Here is a 15,792-nt window from a genome sequence, read left to right as displayed (position 1 = left end):
CCGCTTGCTCCCCACAACCGCTAGACGCGCGCCTCGAATTCCTGCCTGACCAGCTCGATGTCGGCGAGGGTCGGCAGGCCGGCCTCGTTGCCGAGCTTCTGGATCTTGAACGTCGAGGCCGCGCGCGCGAACTCGAAATGCTCCTTCCAGCCCTTCGCCGGATTGGCGAGGTACGAATACACATAGGCGCCGTGGAAGACGTCGCCGGCGCCGTTGGTGTCGATCACGCGTTCGCGCGGGATCGGATAGGCCGGCAGCGTATGCACGGCGCCGACCTCGTCATACCAGAGCAGGCCCTTTTCGCCTTGGGTGACGCCGCCGATGCGGCAGCCGCGGCTCTTCAGGTAGTCGAGCATCTTCTCCGGCGTGAGGTCCATCTGCTCGCACAGCCGCTCGGCCACGATCGCGACGTCGATATATTCCAGGAGCTCATGGGTGTTGGTGCGCAGGCCGCCGCCGTCGAGCGAGGTCAGGACGCCGGCCTCGCGGCACAGCTTGGCATAATGCAACGCGGCGTCGGGCTGGTGGCCGTCGACATGCAACGCCCGGCAATTGCCGAGATTGAGCAGCGGGAACGGGTGGATATGCGCATCGTCGCGGCAACGCACGATCGCGCGCTTGCCGTCCTTCGGCATGATGAAGGACAGCGAGGAGGCATTGACCTTCCGGGGATGGACGGAGATGCCGTATTTCGCGGTCATGTCCTGGAACATCCGCCCGAGCCAGTCATTCGCGACGGTGGCGATCAGGTCGGGCACGATGCCGAGCTTGGCGCAGCAAAATGCCGCAGTCACCGCATTGCCGCCGAACGAGACGGCATAGTCGGAGGCCACGTGCTTCTCGTCCCCCGTCGGCATGTGGTCGGTGATGAACGTCACGTCGATGTAGGTCTGTCCGATGAAGAGGGCCTGCATTGCCATTTCTGTCTCACTAAGGGGTGATTGCGGCCCCGGCGCCGCAGATTAGCAAGCGATCAAAGCGGATCAACGCTGAAATTCTTCGTCAAATCGTCACCATGGTGGTCGAGATCGGCCCTCTGCTACCGGTGGCCCCCTGCCGCCGGCGCTCGGGTCGCGCTATGGTTGCCGGCCTGCAGAAACGCAGATTCGGGAGTGGAATATGACTGTCTATGCGGGTCCGGTCTTCGAGATGGCCACCAATCAGTTCAACGTGATCGCCGACCATCTTGGCATCCCAGCCGACGAGCGGGACCGGCTTCTCTTGCCGAAGCGGGCGATCACCGTCTCGTGTCCGATCCACAAGGATGACGGCACGATCGCGGTCTATGAAGGCTACCGGGTCCAGCACCTCCTGACCATGGGACCGACCAAGGGCGGCACGCGCTTTGCTCCCACCGTCGACATCGGCGAGGTGGCGGCGCTGGCGATCTGGATGAGCTGGAAGTGCGCCCTCGTCGGGTTGCCTTATGGCGGCGCCAAGGGCGGCGTCAACGTCGATCTGTCCAAGCTGTCCCGGCGCGAGCTCGAATCGCTGTCCCGCCGCTACATGCAGGAGATGATCCCGTTCGTCGGGCCGCACACCGACGTGATGGCGCCCGACATGGGCACAAACGAGCAGGTGATGGCGTGGTTCATGGACACGTATTCCATGTACCAGGGGCAGACGGTGATGGAGATCGTGACCGGCAAGCCGGTGTTCTCCGGCGGCACCTTGGGTCGCCGCGAGGCGACCGGCCGCGGCGTCGCCCATGTGTCGAGGCGGGTGATGGATGAGCTGGGCATCGACCCGACCAAGTCCACCGCGGTCGTGCAGGGCTTTGGCAATGTCGGCTCCTATGCCGCGCTCGGCTTCCACCAGATGGGCATGAAGGTGATTGCGGTCAGCGATCACACCGGCGCCCTCCATGATCCCCGTGGTCTCGACATCCCGGCCTTGATGGCGCACGCCGCCAGGCACGGCAGCATTGCCGGCTTCTCCACCGAGCTCGCCTTCGATCCGCGGGAGATCCTGACCCTGGCCTGCGACATCCTCGTGCCGGCGGCTGTCGAGCGCGTGATCGACGCCAAGGTGGCGGCGAACCTGAAATGCCGCGTCATTGCGGAAGCCGCCAATGGTCCGACCACGCCGGATGCCGATCTGGTGCTCGACCAGCGCCGCAACGAGATCTTCCTCATTCCCGACATTCTCTGCAATTCCGGCGGCGTCATCGTCAGCTATTTCGAATGGGTGCAGGATCTGCAGCAGCTGTTCTGGGAGGAAGAGGAGGTGATGCGCAGGGAGTACCAGATCCTCGACCGTGCCTTCGAGCGCATGCTGACGCGCGGCAAGGTCGACGGCATCTCCCACCGGACCGCGGCGATGGCGATCGGCGTGGAGAAGGTGCGTGCCGCCAAGAACTCGCGAGGGCTGTTTCCGTGATCACCGGGCTCGACCACGTCGTCGTCCTGCTTCAGGATGTCCAGGCCGGCAGCGCCGCCTTCGAGACGCTGCTGGCGCGCAAGCCGTCCTGGCAGAATTCGGGCGAGGGCGCCGATCGCGTCCTGTTCACGCTCGACAATATGAGCCTGGAGCTGATGGCCCCGATGGGCCAGAGCGTGGCGGCCGACCGCATCCGCAACGTCATCAAGATCTGGGGCGAGGGGCTCGCCAGCATCTGCTTTGCCACCAACGACATCGCCAAGATGCATCGCAGATTGGAGCGCGTGGCGCTGAAGCCGGACCCGATCACCGAGGTCGAGAACACCGATCGCGTCTCGGGCCAGACGCTGCATTGGAAGCGCACCCGCGCCATGACCGATCTCACGCGTGGCGTGCGCATGTTCTTCCTCGAGCTTGCCGAGCCGCGCCCGCCGTCCGCCAAGACCGCCGATACGGCCGTGCTCGGCCTCGACCATATCGTGATCTCGACCGAGGATCCCGAACGCGCCGCCGCGCTCTACGGCGCGCGGCTCGGGCTCGACATGGCGCTCGACCGCAGCCATCAGGAATGGGGGCAGTTGATGTTCTTCCGCTGCGGCGACCTGATCGTCGAGGTGGTGAAGCGGCCGGTCGCCGGCAACGACAAGGCCCATGACAAGCTGTGGGGCCTGAGCTGGCGTGTCGCCGACATCGAGGCGACGCGCGCGCGGCTGCTCGCCGCCGGCCTGCAGGTCTCCGAGCCGCGCGCCGGCCGCAAGCCGGGCACGCGGGTGATGAGCCTCTACAGCGGCACCTGCGGCATCCACACGCTGATCCTCGAGAAGACCCCGCGCGCGGCGGAGTGAGGTCGAAGCCGAGCCGACGGATGCCCAGGCGATCGACTATCAAGCCTGTGTGAACGTGCTGGATGCTGCGCGGAGTGCTGGTGTGAGTCACTTCGTCCTGCTGTCCGCCATCTGCGTGCAGAAGCCGCTGCTGGCGTTCCAGAAGGCCAAGCTGGCGTTCGAAGCGCATCTGCCGGAGCAGGGGCTGACCTACTCGATCGTCCGCCCGACCGTTGAGTCCCGTCTGTCTCCCCGTCATTGCGAGGAGCGAAGCGACGAAGCAATCCAGAGTCGCGTGCGCGGCCCTGGATTGCTTCGCTTCGCTCGCAATGACGATGGTGAGAGTTGTGTCGGGGCGGTGAGACTTAAGCTGACGGAAGTGAGACATGAAGGTCCCATCTCGCGGCGCGTTTTCGCGTCCGAGCTTTGCTGATCGTCCTGCCCTCCTTGGGAAGAGGGCACGGGGAATGCCGGGCGCTGGCCGCACCCATGGCCCGCCAGCGGAAAAAATGCTGGCGGCAGGAACCACAGGTTCAGCCGAGAACACCCGGCATTCCCCGCGCGATGGTTTTGACGGCTGCTTCGCGTTCTCCCCGGTGCGCCGGGCTTTCTGGCCACCGTTGCCTGCGCGACGCGCGAGCGTCGACGCAAACGTAACACCAGCATCGGGGTGTCAGGACCACGCGACTTGACCGTGCGCATCGATGCCGTTCGTCGGCGCGGAATAACCACGCTGCGACACCAACACGCCCACCGCATCCCGCCTCAACGTTCGTGACGACCGCGAAGCGCCCCTCTTGTGAGACGGGACGGCGACATACAATCATGATTTCTGTAAAAAAGAAAGAAGAATATTTTCGTGCTAAGTGCTGAACAGGGAGATATGATTGAGGCGCCTTGCGAACTGAGTTTTTCAGCGCAGGCCGTTTGGGCGACGATTGACGAGTGATCAGCAGGCTGGTCCGGGTCATCGCGCATTCGTGCCGGCCATTTGCGCGGGAGCGATTTGCCCGTCGGGTCGGGCAGGCGGACATCTTCGCTCAAGGAACGCAAAGCTGCGCCCATTCCAGAACTCTTGCCGATTGGGTGCGATCCATTAGGTAACACATTAGTCCGGACGAGACGTTGGTAGCGTCTTTATACCGCTATCAGCGGTCTGCCGCCTTGTGCATTCAATGCAAGCCGGAGATTGCGCTTAGTCAGCATCGGTCGTCCGTTTTTCGAAAAACCCTTGTTGACCACGTCTGCGTAGGGAGCAGCGTGAATAATGTCCTCGCCCTCGCTAAAGAGAACGAACGAGATATAGGGCTCGCCGTTTTCGTGGATCATCAGGCGATGGATGTTCTGCCAGCCTTCCCGCTGCAAATTCCCCGTGAGCGCTCGCCGAACGCCGTTCGTCAGAATATCTACGAATTCAAGACCATGTGATGTTTGCGCAGAAAAAGTAATATCCTTGAGCAGCAGCTTCAGCGAGGTTCCTGCGCTACCTTTTTCATCTTCATAACTGAATTTCTCATAGAACGAGTAATCGGCATTAAAGGATTCGGGCAGCATCCATGCCGGGCGTCGCTTTGACATGCTCGAAAGCGCGCCTTGCGCGTAGTGCGCCCACCATTCCTCCCATCTGGTGACCTTGGCCGGTTCTTTCCCGTCCACGGTCCACGAAAAGGAACCAAGCTCATACGGCTTTCGTTGCGCGAAGAATGTCGTTGCGCGGCTGATAACTCGGTGCAGCACATTGAATGTTGTGAGCGCTTGCAGAAACAGATTCAGCGGGGCTTGCAGGATATATTCGCTGGCTGCTTGGACTTCCGGGCGAACATCTTCTCTGAAATTGGCTACCTTCGCCAGCATTTGCTCGCCGAGCTTCTGCTTATAATTGCGGACCGCATCTTCTTGATGCAGGCCGAGATCAAGCGCCGTTATCTCAAACAGTGCCTCGTTGCGCATGAGGAGCGTGACAACTTTGTCTACTTGTCTTTCGTTGAGGAGCTTTCCCTTCACCTCCCTGTTTTCTTTCGGCAACCCGTCCCGGAACTTCGCATACTTCTTTTCAATATTACTCAGCAACACGTCTGGGATCACCAGCGCCCCAACGAGGCTGACAGAATTGGCTTGAAATCCGCTAAATGTCCCGCTCTCATCGATGAAGATGCGCACGTTGTCGCCCCCCCCACTCAGTATAAAGCCAGTGCGGTATCGGTTCAATCAGTTGCTATCACACTTCAGCCCTCAACAACACAAGGCACCGTCGCAAACCCCCGAAACCTCACCCGGCCGCCGCGCACGGGCTCGCCGTCGAGCTGATAGTTCGGAAACCGCGCCAGAAACCGCGCGATCGCCACCGTGCCCTCCAGTCTTGCCAGCGCCATCCCTGCGCATTGGTGGGCGCCAGTGCCGAAGGCGAGGTGGCGGTTGGCGAGGCGGGTGATGTCGAAGCGTTCGGGATCGTCGAACTGGGCGGGATCGCGATTGGCCGCGCCGATGCACAGCGTAACGGAGGTGCCGGGCTCGAGCGTGATGTCGCCGAGCGTGACCGGCTCGGTGGTCATGCGGTTGCCGAGCTGGTTGGAGCTCTCGTAGCGCAGGATTTCCTCGACGGCGGTGCGGATCAGGTTGGGGGTCTCGATCAGCCTCTCGCGCTCGGCCGGATGCTGGCCCAGCAGGACCAGGCCGTTGCCGATCAGATTGGTGGTGGTCTCGTGTCCGGCATTGAGCAGGAAGATGCAATTGTGCAGGAGCTCCTTTTCGCTCAGCCGCTCGCCGTCGGCCTCGCCCTGGATCAGGCGCGTCAGCACGTCGCGCTCCGGATTGCCGGGTGCCGCGCGGCGGCGTGCGACCAGCGTTTCCAGATAGGCGAGGAAATCGCCGACCGCCTGGTTGCCGCGGGCAAGCTGCTCGCGCGTCAGCACCGGCTCCAGCGCGCCGAGGATGGCAAGCGACCAGTCGCGCAAGGGGCCGCGCTCCTCGTGCGGCACGCCGAGCAGGTTGCCGATGACTTCGATCGGGATCGCCGCGGCGAAATCCTCGATCAGCTCGAATCTGTCCTTCGCTGCAATCCGGTCCAGGAGCCCATCGACGAGCGCAATCAGAGCGGGCTCCATCTCGGCGATCGCCCGCGGCGACAGCGCGCCCATGATCAGGCGGCGCACCCGCGTGTGCGCCGGGGGATCGTTGAACACGAGGCTCGTCGTGTGGTGCTCGTAGAGCAGCGTGTCGCCATATTTTGGCGCGAACTCGCGCTTCTTGTCGGACGAGAACGTCTTCGTGGCCTTGTAGGCGGTGACGAGATCGTCGTAGCGGGTGAGGAAATAGGAGCCGCTGCGGAGGCGCTTGACCGGCGCATGCTGGCGCAGCGCGCGGTAGGTCGGGTAGGGATCGGCGTAGAACTCAGGCGTCAGGCGCTCGAGATCGAACTGGCTGGCGAGCGCTGCGTCGTCGGTCATCGATGGTCCTCCCGTCCGAGTCTCGTTTGTTGCTGCGACCGTCGCACGGCCGGCAGCAGAAGAAAATGTGCCACCCGGCAGCGCCGGGCACCGAGGGCAGGATCGGACCGCCCGCCCTGCCGCAGATCCGCCGCTTTCAGAGGTATAGAATTGCCTTTGGCAACGGTGAAATCCCGCCAGCGATTTCAGGGACTTGGCCGCCAAACCCTGCTGCGCCGCGGCATCTTTCTTGACATAGATCAAGTGAGTATTTACTCACGGCCGATGTCCACTTTGCGCATGACAAGCGATCTCCGCAGGCAGCTGATCCTCGGTGCAGCCAAGCGCTGCTTCGCGCGTCATGGCTATGCCGGCACCACGACCAAGAGCGTGGCTGCCGCAGCGGCGATCTCGGAAGCGCTGCTGTTCAAGCATTTCCCCTCCAAGGCGGCGCTGTATGCGGAGATCCTCACCGAGGAGTGCGAGACCGATCCGGATTTCGAGGTGCTGCTCAGCCAGGAACCTTCGACCGCGACGCTGGTCATGCTGATGGCCGGGATGGTCCGGCATTTCCTCGGCATTGCCGACGGCCCCAATGAGGAAGAAGAGCAGCGGCTGCGGCTGATGGCGTCGAGCCATCTCGATGATGGCGAATTCGCAAGGCTGCTGTATGCGAAGATCGATGATCTGATCGGCGCCAAGTTCGTTGACTCGCTGGTGACAGCCGTTGCCTCCGGTGACGCCGTGCGCTTAATCGCCGCGCCCCGCGACCTGTTCTGGTTCGCGCATCACACCGTGTTGATGGCGGCATTGACGCGGCTTCCATCCGTTCCATGTGTGCCGTATGGAACTGCGGCGAGCCTGGAGCGCCAGCTCAGCGAATTCATCCTGCGCGGCATCGGACTGACCGACGCCGCCATTGCGTGCTACCTCGATCACGAATTGTCGCAACCTCCGGCCCGGCCGGCGACGGCAGAAAGTGCATGACATGAACATTGCGACCGAACCCAAGCTCTCCGGAAAGCCGGTCGACGACAAGCCGCGCAAGCGCACCCGCCCGGTGCTGTGGTTCATCGTGATCGGCGGCCTGCTCGCGGCGCTGGTCGGCGGCCTCGTGTGGTTCAACATGTTCCGCGACAAGATGATCGCGCAGTTCTTCGCCAACATGAAGCCGCCGCCGATCAGCGTCACCGTCGCGACCGCGAGCCCGGAGACCGTGCCGAACCTGCTGACGGCCGTCGGCGATCTCGCCGCCGTGCACCAGGTCAACGTGACCTCGGACGTCAGCGGCCGCATCACCGACATCATGTTCACCCCGGGCTCCACGGTGAAGCAGGGCGCGCCGCTGGTGCAGCTCTATGACGCGCCGGATCAGGGCGATCTCGCCAACTACAAGGCCCAGGTGACCGTGGCGCAATTGTCGCTCGATCGCGCCAAGCAACTGGCGTCGCGCCAGTTCGGGCCGCAGGCGACCGTCGACCAGGCCCAGGCCGCCTACGACCAGGCCCAGGCCGGCATCGCCAAGACCGAGGCGCTGATCGCGCAGAAGCTGGTGCGCGCGCCGTTCGACGGCGATCTCGGCGTCCGCAAGGTCGAGGTCGGCCAGTATCTCAGCGCCGGCACGCAGATCGTGTCGCTGACCGATCTGTCCGAGCTGTGGGTCAACTTCACCGTGACCGAGAAGGACAGCGCTCAGCTGAAGGTCGGCCAGACCGTGCGCGTCGGCGTCGATGCCTATCCGGGAAGGACGTTCGAAGGCAAGATCACCACCATCGAGCCGCAGATCGCGACCGACACCCGCAACATCCGCGTGCAGGCGACGATCGCCAATCCGGAGCGCATCCTGAAGCCGGGCATGTTCGCGACCGCCACCGTGGTGCTGCCGGAGAAGCCGCCGGTGCTGACGGTGCCGGAGACCGCGGTCGACTACACGCTCTATGGCGACTCGGTGTTCGTGATCAACGAGAAGAAGACCGACGACGGCAAGACCGCGCTGACGGCCGACCGGATCTATGTGCAGACCGGAGATCGCATCAATGGCCGCGCGGTGGTCCTGAAGGGCCTGAAGGAGGGCGATCGCGTCGTCGCCGTCGGCCAGCTCAAGATCCAGTCCGGCGCTGCCGTCGCGATCTCGACCGATCCGCCGCCGCCGGTGCCGGCGAAGCCGCCGCGCTACTGACCGAGCCTCTGAGCCAATGCCGGGCCGCCTCCATGAGGCGGCCCGCCCGCACCTCACCCGCCTCCTGCTGACGAGATTGCCGCGATGCGTTTCACCGATATCTTCATCAAGCGCCCGGTGCTGTCGGTCGTCGTCAGCCTGCTCATCCTGCTGCTCGGCCTGCGCGCGGCGTTCGAGCTGCCGATCCGGCAATATCCGAAGCTGTCCAACACGGTCGTCAACGTTACGACCGTCTATCCCGGCGCCTCCGCCGACCTCATCCAGGGCTTCATCACGACGCCGCTGGAGCAGGCGGTCGCGTCCGCCGAGGGCGTCGACTACATCACCTCGTCCTCGGTGCAGGGCACCAGTACGATCCAGGTCTTCATCAAGCTCAACTTCGATCCGAACCAGGCGCTCACCGAGGTGCTCGCCAAGGTCAACTCGGTCCGCTACCTCATCCCGAAGGAATCCAACGATCCGATCGTGACCAAGACCACGGGGCAGACGACGTCGGTGATGTATCTCGGCTTCTCCAGCGAGGAGCTGTCGGGATCGGCGATCTCGGACTATCTGACGCGCGTGGTGCAGCCGGTGCTGTCGACGGTCGACGGCGTCGCTGCGGCCAACATTCTGGGCGGCCAGACCTTCGCGATGCGGATCTGGCTGAACCCCGAGAAGATGGCCGGCCGCAACGTGTCGCCGACGGATGTCGCGGCGGCGATCGCGGCCAACAACTTCCAGTCCGCGGCCGGCCAGGCCAAGGGCTACTTCATCGTCTCCAACATCACGACGAATACCGGCCTGACCGACGTCAACCAGTTCAAGCGGATGATCGTCAAGGCCAAGGACGGCGGCTTCGTCCGCATGGAGGACATCGCCACCGTCGAGCTCGCGGCGCAGAGCACCGATGCCAGTGTCGCCTTCAGCGGCGAGCGCGCGATCTTCATCGGCGTCGACGCGACGCCGCAGGGCAACCCGCTCAACATCGTCAAGGGTGTGCGCGCGCTGTTCCCCGACCTCGAGCGCAACCTGCCGCCATCGATGAAGATGAAGGTGGCCTATGATTCCACCAAATTCATCCAGTCCTCGATCGACGAGGTCGAGCATACGCTCGGCGAAGCGGTGCTGATCGTCATCGTCGTGATCTTTTTGTTCCTGGCGTCGCTGCGCTCGGTCATCATCCCCGTGGTGACGATCCCGCTGTCGCTGATCGGCGTCTGCACGATGATGCTGGCGTTCGGCTTCAGCATCAATCTGCTGACGCTGCTGGCCATGGTGCTGGCGATCGGCCTCGTCGTCGACGACGCCATCGTCGTGGTGGAGAACATCCACCGCCATCTGGAGGAGGGCAAGGCGCCTGTCCAGGCTGCCCTGCAGGGCGCGCGCGAGATCGTCGGTCCGGTCATCTCGATGACCATCACGCTGGCGGCGGTGTATGCGCCGATCGGGTTCCTCGGCGGTCTGACCGGCTCGCTGTTCCGTGAGTTCGCCTTCACGCTCGCCGGCTCCGTCATCGTGTCGGGAGTCATTGCTTTGACGCTGTCGCCGATGATGTGCTCGGTGCTGCTGAAGAGCGCCGATGAGGGCCGCTTCGCGCGCCTCGTCAACCGGGTGTTCGGCGCGATGACGCGCTGGTACGGCCGCCGGCTCGACCGCTCGCTCGACTACCGGCCGGTGACCGCGCTGTTCGCGCTGACGATCCTCGGCCTGGTCGGCTTCCTCTACATGCACACCTCGAAGGAGCTGGCGCCGGAGGAGGATCAGGGCATCGTGTTCTCGATCACCAAGGCGCCGAAATACGCCAACATCGACTACATCAACTTCTACACCGACAAGGTCGACAAGGCGTTCGCGAAGTTCCCCGAGACCGACCTTCGCTTCGTTCTGAACGGCATCCTCGGCCCGCAGGGCGGCTTTGCCGGCATGCTGCTCAAGCCCTGGGACGAGCGCACACGCTCCTCGATCAAGCTGAAGCCGCTGGTGCAGGCGGAGCTGTCGAAGATCGAGGGCATCAACGCCTTCGCCTTCAACCTGCCGGCGCTGCCGGGCGGTCCCGGCGGTCTGCCGGTGCAGATGGTGATCAGCTCGACCAGCGGCTTCCAGGCGGTCTATGAGCAGATGGCCAAGCTGAAGGACGCCGCGCGCAAGAGCGGAATGTTCATCGTCTCCGACAGCGACCTCGAGTTCAACCAGCCGGTGGTCAAGGTCTGGATCAATCGCAGCAAGGCGAGCGATCTCGGCATCACCATGCAGTCGATCGGCAACACGCTCGCGGTGCTGCTCGGCGGCAACTACATCAACCGCTTCAACCTCGAAGGCCGCTCCTATCAGGTGATCCCGCAGGTGCCGCGCGACAAGCGGCTGTCGCCGGAATCGCTGTCGGGCTACTATGTCGCGACCGCCGCCGGCCAGCAGGTGCCGCTGTCGACGGTGGTCAACATCGAGACCGCGACCGACCCGAACTCGCTGACGCATTTCAACCAGCTCAACTCGGCGACCTTCTCCGCCGTGCCGATGCCCGGCGTCACGGTCGGGCAGGCGGTCGACTTCCTGGAGAAGCAGGCCAAGAACCTGCCGTCCGGCTTCAGCCACGATTATCTCGCCGACGCCCGTCAATACGTCCAGGAAGGCAACCAGCTCGCCATCACCTTCGGCTTCGCGCTGATCATCATCTTCCTGGTGCTGGCGGCGCAGTTCGAGAGCCTGCGCGATCCGTTCGTGATCATGATCAGCGTGCCCATGGCGATCGTCGGTGCCTTGATCCCGCTGTTCTTCGGCCTCGCGACCATGAACATCTACACCCAGGTCGGCCTGCTGACGCTGGTCGGCCTGATCACCAAGCACGGCATCCTGATGGTGGAGTTCGCCAACGAGCTGCAGCTCAACGAGGGGATGGACCGCCGCACCGCCATCGAGACGTCCGCGCGCATCCGCCTGCGGCCGATCCTGATGACGACGGCGGCGATGGTCACCGGCTTGATCCCGCTCTTGACCGCGACCGGTGCCGGCGCCGCCAGCCGCTTCTCGATCGGCCTCGTCGTCGTCGCCGGCATGTCGATCGGCACGCTGTTCACCCTGTTCGTGCTGCCGGCCGTCTACACCGTCATCGCCACCGACCACCAGGCCGCCGCCAAGTCGCAGCGCGCCCGGCAGATCGCCCAGTTCGACGCCGAGACCGACCACGCGCTGAAGGCGAGCTGAGCAGTTGCTGTGACACCCTGAGATCAACGGCGGCTGCATTGGCAGCCGCCGTTTTGTTTGGGGCGGTCTCTCGACGCCCCCCGCTGTCGTCCCGGCGAACGCCGGGACCCATAGCCACCGGCGGTCGTTGTTGTGCGAGAGGGTCACTCCGCGCGTGCCTCAAACCACGGCCTGTGGCTATGGGTCCCGGCTCAAGGCCGGGACGACAGCGGAGGATGAAGCGCCGGCGATGGCCTACGGCTTGCTCCTAAGCGAGATGGCTCACTCCTCCTGCTGCGGATCGAGCGCGTCGCGCAGGCCGTCGCCGAGGAGGTTGAGCGACAGCACGACCAGGAAGATCGCAAGCCCCGGCCAGATCGCCATCCATGGCGCGTTGGTGAGGAAGCGCTGGGCGGCGTTGAGCATGCTGCCCCAGGACGGCGCCGGCGGCTGCTGGCCCAACCCCAGGAACGAGAGCGCGGCCTCGGCGATGATGGCGGCGGCGACCGACAGCGTCGCCTGCACCAGCAGCGCCGGCATGATGTTCGGCAGGATGTGCCTGACCGCGATCTGCAGGTCGGTGTCGCCGACGCTGCGCGCGGCTTCGACATATTCCTCGACCTTGACGCTCATCACCTCGCCGCGGGTCAGCCGGACGAAGATCGGTGTTGCCGAGATGCCGATCGCGATCATGGCATTGCCGAGGCTCGGCCCCAGGAACGCCGCCAGTGCGATCGCCAGGATCAGGAACGGGCAGGCCAGCATCGCGTCGGTGATGCGGCTGATCAGGGCATCGATGAAGCCGCCGCGGTAGCCTGCGAGCATGCCGATGGGGACGCCGATCGCCAGCGCGATGGCGACGGAGATCGCACCGGCCAGCAGCGAGGCCCGCGCGCCGTAGATGACGCGGGCCAGCACGTCGCGGCCGAGATCGTCGGTGCCGAACCAATGCGCCGCCGACGGCGCCTTGCGCACCAGCGCCCAGCTCGTCTTGATGGGATCGGCGGGCGCCACCAGCGGCGCAAGGACGGCGAGCAGGATGAAGACCGTGATCAGGCCGAGTCCGACCATGGCACCCTTGCGCTTGACGAGGCGGCGCAGGGTGCGCTGCATCGGCCGTTCGAGCGGGGCGAGGGCGCGGGCTCCGTGCGGAGCTGACAGCGTCGTCTCGACCATGTCAGCTCCTCAGCCGCGGGTTGACGAGGACATAGGCGAGATCGGCGATCAGGTTCAGCATGATGTACACGGTGGCGGTGACCAGCACGACACCCTGCACCACCGCGTAGTCGCGATTGAACACGGCATCGACGATCAGCTTGCCGAAGCCGGGGATCGAGAAGATCTGCTCGGTCAGCACCGCACCGGACAACAGCGTGCCGAGCTCGAGCGCGCCCAGCGTGATGACCGGCGTCAAGGCGTTGCGCAGCGCATGGCCGAGGATGACTTGGCGTTCGGAGATGCCCTTGGCACGTGCGGTGCGGATGTAGTCGCTGCTCAGAACCTGCAGCATCGCGCTGCGGGTGTGGCGCATCAGGATCGCGGCGATGGCATTGCCGAGCACGAAGGCCGGCATGATGGTGGCGGCGAGGCTGGCCCGCCAGTCCTCGGCGGGCGAGACGTAACCGGAGGCGGGGAGCCAGCCGAGCTGGATCGAGAACAGGAAGATCAGCATGATGCCGAGCCAGAAATTCGGCGTCGAGATGCCCCACAGCGCAAACAGGTTTGCGGCATAGTCCCAGGCCGTCCCGCGCTTCACGGCGGAAATGATGCCGGCGGGAATGCCGATCAGGAACGCGATCACGATCGCCATCGACGCGAGCTGCAGGGTCACCGGCAGCTTCTGCAGGATGAGATCGCGCACCGGCATCTTGATGCGCAGCGACTCGCCGAAATCGCCCGAGAGCACGCCCTTGATCCAGTAGCCGTACTGAACCGGAAGCGGCTGGTCGAGGCGATACTGCTTGCGGATCTGCTCGATCACCGCCGGATCGCGCTCCTCGCCGGCCATCACCAGCGCGGGGTCGCCGGGCAGGAGTTGCTGCAGCGAGAAGATGAGGATGGAGACGAAGATCAGCGTCGGGATGATCTGGCCGAGGCGGCGCGCGAGGAAGGTCAGCATGATCAGCTCTTCCTGCGGCGCTGAAGATGTCGGCCGTCAGATGCAGGTCGCGCCTCCTGCGTTCCCTCCCCCACAAGGGGGGAGGGAGCAGAGGGAGTTCGCCGCGTCGGCTGCGCGTCCCGGCGGACAGAGGCCACCCGACCGCTCATTTCAGCTTCAGCCCGACCACGCGCACCAGGCCGTCCGGCATCTGCTTGTAGCCTTCGAGCTTCTTGGTGTGCGCGATCAGGATACGGCGGTGATAGAGGTAGAGGATCGGCTCGTCCTCGATCTCGAGCTTCGTCAGCTTCTCGTAGAGCGCCTTGCGCTGGGCCATGTCGGTCACGAGCCGCGCGTCGCTGAGCGCCTTGTCGGCCTCGGCGTTGGCCCAGACGCTGTAGTTCTGCGGCGCGTTGCGGTGCAGGAACACGTAACTGTTGCCGTCGGGATCGATGCGGCCGCTCCATGACAGCATGAAGGCCTGATAGTCGCCGGCCTCGGCCTGCTTCAGCGAGGTCGCCAACTCGGTGACCCGGATCTTCAGGTCAAAGCCGGCCTCGGCAGCCATCGACTGCACGACCTGGGCGGCGGCCTCGGTCTCGGCGCCCTTCGGCACCATGAAATCGACCGCGACAGGCGGCGTGACGCCGGCCTCCTTCAGCAGCGCCTTTGCCTTCTCGACATCGCGAGCACGGACAGGGAAGGCCTTCTGATAGTAGGGATGCGAGGGATTGACCCACTGGTTACCCGGCATGAACTCGCCGTTGAAGACGACTTGGTTGAGCGCCTCGCGATCGATCGCGAGATCCAGCGCCTGCCGCACCTTGGCGGACTGGCTGAGCGGACCCTTGGCCTTGTCCTTGCCGATGTTGAGCGTAATGCCCTGATAGCCGAGCTCGATCGCGGTCGACAGCGCGAGCCTGGAATCGGCGCGCACGTCCTTGATGTCGGTGGCGAGCACGCGCTCGATCAGGTCGAGCGCGCCGGACTTTAGGTTCGCCAGCCGCACCGTGGCGTCGACGATCGGCTGGTAGACGATCCTGTCGATGAACACGTTGTCCTTGTTCCAGTAGTCGGCGAACTTCTCGAATACGATCTTGTCCTGCTGGACACGTTCGACGAACTTGTACGGACCGGCGCACACCGGATGCAGGCCGAACTTGTCGCCGGCCTCTTTCGCGGCCTTCGGCGACACCATCATGCCGGCGCGGTCGGTGAGCTGGGCGATCAGCGGCGAGAACGGCGCCTTCAGGACGAGCTTGATCGTCAGGGGATCGACGACGTCGACATGATCGAGCGACGCCAGCTCGGGCTTGCGGAACGAGCCGGGGAAGGTGAGGTGGCGGTCGAGCGAGAATTTCGCGGCCTCAGCGTCGAACGGCTCGCCGTCGTGGAATTTCACGCCGGGCCGCAGCTTGATGATGACCTCCTTGCCGTCGGCCGAGCTCTCCTGCGACAGTGCGAGCTGCGGCACGATGTTCAGCTTCTCGTCGATGTCGAACAGCTTATCGCAGGTCGCGGCGAACACGATGCGGCCGACATAGGTGCGGGCCATGGTCGGATCGAGAACGTCGGGGTCCTCGGCAAGGCCGATGCGCAAGGTGGTCTGCGCCTGCGCGACCGGCCCCCAAGAGGCCACGACAACGGCCGCGACCGCGGCCAAGCACCAGTTCCTCATCATCCGATGTCCCTCACGCGAATGCAGCCTGCGTTGTTGCACTATCA

The 15,792-nt window shown here is 64.4% G+C and carries 11 protein-coding genes and 1 pseudogene; 6 read left to right on the top strand and 6 right to left on the bottom strand.

From position 1 onward, the window contains the following. Positions 1 to 20: 20 nt before the first annotated feature. On the bottom strand, positions 21 to 914 hold the full coding sequence (locus tag QX124_RS20825; RefSeq protein ID WP_315779861.1) for a sugar kinase: 894 nt from the start codon (positions 912 to 914) through the stop codon (positions 21 to 23). A 205-nt stretch (positions 915 to 1,119) separates the two neighbouring features. On the opposite strand from QX124_RS20825, the gene QX124_RS20820 reads away from it, so the two are divergent. From QX124_RS20820 to QX124_RS20810, 3 genes and pseudogenes are all read left to right on the top strand, one after another. Further along, entirely contained in the window at positions 1,120 to 2,379 is a 1,260-nt protein-coding gene (locus QX124_RS20820) for a Glu/Leu/Phe/Val dehydrogenase (RefSeq protein ID WP_315758540.1), read from the top strand. Next, positions 2,376 to 3,224, top strand: a complete 849-nt coding sequence (locus QX124_RS20815) for a VOC family protein (RefSeq protein ID WP_315779548.1) — start codon at positions 2,376 to 2,378, stop codon at positions 3,222 to 3,224. The genes QX124_RS20820 and QX124_RS20815 overlap by 4 nt, the downstream gene beginning before the upstream one ends. 13 nt (positions 3,225 to 3,237) lie before the next feature. Further along, positions 3,238 to 3,435: pseudogene (locus tag QX124_RS20810) on the top strand (NAD(P)H-binding protein); the annotation flags it as partial. A gap of 905 nt (positions 3,436 to 4,340) precedes the next feature. Here the strand turns inward: QX124_RS20810 and QX124_RS20805 are convergent. Continuing rightward, complete coding sequence (locus tag QX124_RS20805) at positions 4,341 to 5,363, bottom strand: hypothetical protein (protein WP_315798130.1); 1,023 nt, start codon at positions 5,361 to 5,363, stop codon at positions 4,341 to 4,343. Between the two features lie 65 nt (positions 5,364 to 5,428). Continuing rightward, complete coding sequence (locus QX124_RS20800) at positions 5,429 to 6,649, bottom strand: cytochrome P450 (protein ID WP_315798129.1); 1,221 nt, start codon at positions 6,647 to 6,649, stop codon at positions 5,429 to 5,431. A gap of 279 nt (positions 6,650 to 6,928) precedes the next feature. Here QX124_RS20800 and QX124_RS20795 point away from each other — a divergent pair, with 279 nt between their 5' ends. The 3 genes from QX124_RS20795 to QX124_RS20785 all read left to right on the top strand — a co-directional run bounded on the left by QX124_RS20795 (position 6,929) and on the right by QX124_RS20785 (position 11,990). Then, positions 6,929 to 7,615, top strand: a complete 687-nt coding sequence (locus QX124_RS20795; RefSeq protein ID WP_315798141.1) for a helix-turn-helix domain-containing protein — start codon at positions 6,929 to 6,931, stop codon at positions 7,613 to 7,615. 1 nt (position 7,616) lies between these two features. Beyond that, positions 7,617 to 8,807 carry an efflux RND transporter periplasmic adaptor subunit gene (locus QX124_RS20790; RefSeq protein ID WP_315798128.1) on the top strand — a complete coding sequence of 397 codons (1,191 nt, stop codon included), beginning with the start codon at positions 7,617 to 7,619 and terminating at the stop codon, positions 8,805 to 8,807. 84 nt (positions 8,808 to 8,891) lie between these two features. Beyond that, positions 8,892 to 11,990, top strand: a complete 3,099-nt coding sequence (locus QX124_RS20785) for a MexW/MexI family multidrug efflux RND transporter permease subunit (RefSeq protein ID WP_315798127.1) — start codon at positions 8,892 to 8,894, stop codon at positions 11,988 to 11,990. Positions 11,991 to 12,251: 261 nt separating this feature from the next. Here the strand turns inward: QX124_RS20785 and QX124_RS20780 are convergent, their stop codons facing one another. From QX124_RS20780 to QX124_RS20770, 3 genes are all read right to left on the bottom strand, one after another. Beyond that, positions 12,252 to 13,082, bottom strand: coding sequence for an ABC transporter permease (locus QX124_RS20780; RefSeq protein ID WP_315798140.1), 831 nt, complete (start codon positions 13,080 to 13,082; stop codon positions 12,252 to 12,254). A 64-nt stretch (positions 13,083 to 13,146) separates the two neighbouring features. After that, positions 13,147 to 14,088 carry an ABC transporter permease gene (locus QX124_RS20775; protein ID WP_315776419.1) on the bottom strand — a complete coding sequence of 314 codons (942 nt, stop codon included), beginning with the start codon at positions 14,086 to 14,088 and terminating at the stop codon, positions 13,147 to 13,149. A 145-nt stretch (positions 14,089 to 14,233) separates the two neighbouring features. Further along, on the bottom strand, positions 14,234 to 15,745 hold the full coding sequence (locus QX124_RS20770) for an ABC transporter substrate-binding protein (protein ID WP_315798126.1): 1,512 nt from the start codon (positions 15,743 to 15,745) through the stop codon (positions 14,234 to 14,236). Positions 15,746 to 15,792: the final 47 nt, after the last annotated feature.

This window comes from Bradyrhizobium sp. SZCCHNRI3043, from assembly GCF_032377735.1.
Classification (GTDB): Bacteria; Pseudomonadota; Alphaproteobacteria; order Rhizobiales; family Xanthobacteraceae; genus Bradyrhizobium.
This window is presented reverse-complemented; position numbering and strand designations above follow the sequence as displayed.

Excerpts from the sequence above, each read along its gene's own strand:
- QX124_RS20825 (WP_315779861.1), bottom strand. The coding sequence starts at position 914 with ATGCAGGCCCTCTTCATCGGACAGACCTACATCGACGTGACGTTCATC.
- QX124_RS20820 (WP_315758540.1), top strand. The coding sequence starts at position 1,120 with ATGACTGTCTATGCGGGTCCGGTCTTCGAGATGGCCACCAATCAGTTC.
- QX124_RS20800 (WP_315798129.1), bottom strand. The coding sequence starts at position 6,649 with ATGACCGACGACGCAGCGCTCGCCAGCCAGTTCGATCTCGAGCGCCTG.
- QX124_RS20795 (WP_315798141.1), top strand. The coding sequence starts at position 6,929 with ATGACAAGCGATCTCCGCAGGCAGCTGATCCTCGGTGCAGCCAAGCGC.
- QX124_RS20790 (WP_315798128.1), top strand. The coding sequence starts at position 7,617 with ATGAACATTGCGACCGAACCCAAGCTCTCCGGAAAGCCGGTCGACGAC.
- QX124_RS20785 (WP_315798127.1), top strand. The coding sequence starts at position 8,892 with ATGCGTTTCACCGATATCTTCATCAAGCGCCCGGTGCTGTCGGTCGTC.
- QX124_RS20780 (WP_315798140.1), bottom strand. The coding sequence starts at position 13,082 with ATGCAGCGCACCCTGCGCCGCCTCGTCAAGCGCAAGGGTGCCATGGTC.
- QX124_RS20775 (WP_315776419.1), bottom strand. The coding sequence starts at position 14,088 with ATGCTGACCTTCCTCGCGCGCCGCCTCGGCCAGATCATCCCGACGCTG.
- QX124_RS20770 (WP_315798126.1), bottom strand. The coding sequence starts at position 15,745 with ATGAGGAACTGGTGCTTGGCCGCGGTCGCGGCCGTTGTCGTGGCCTCT.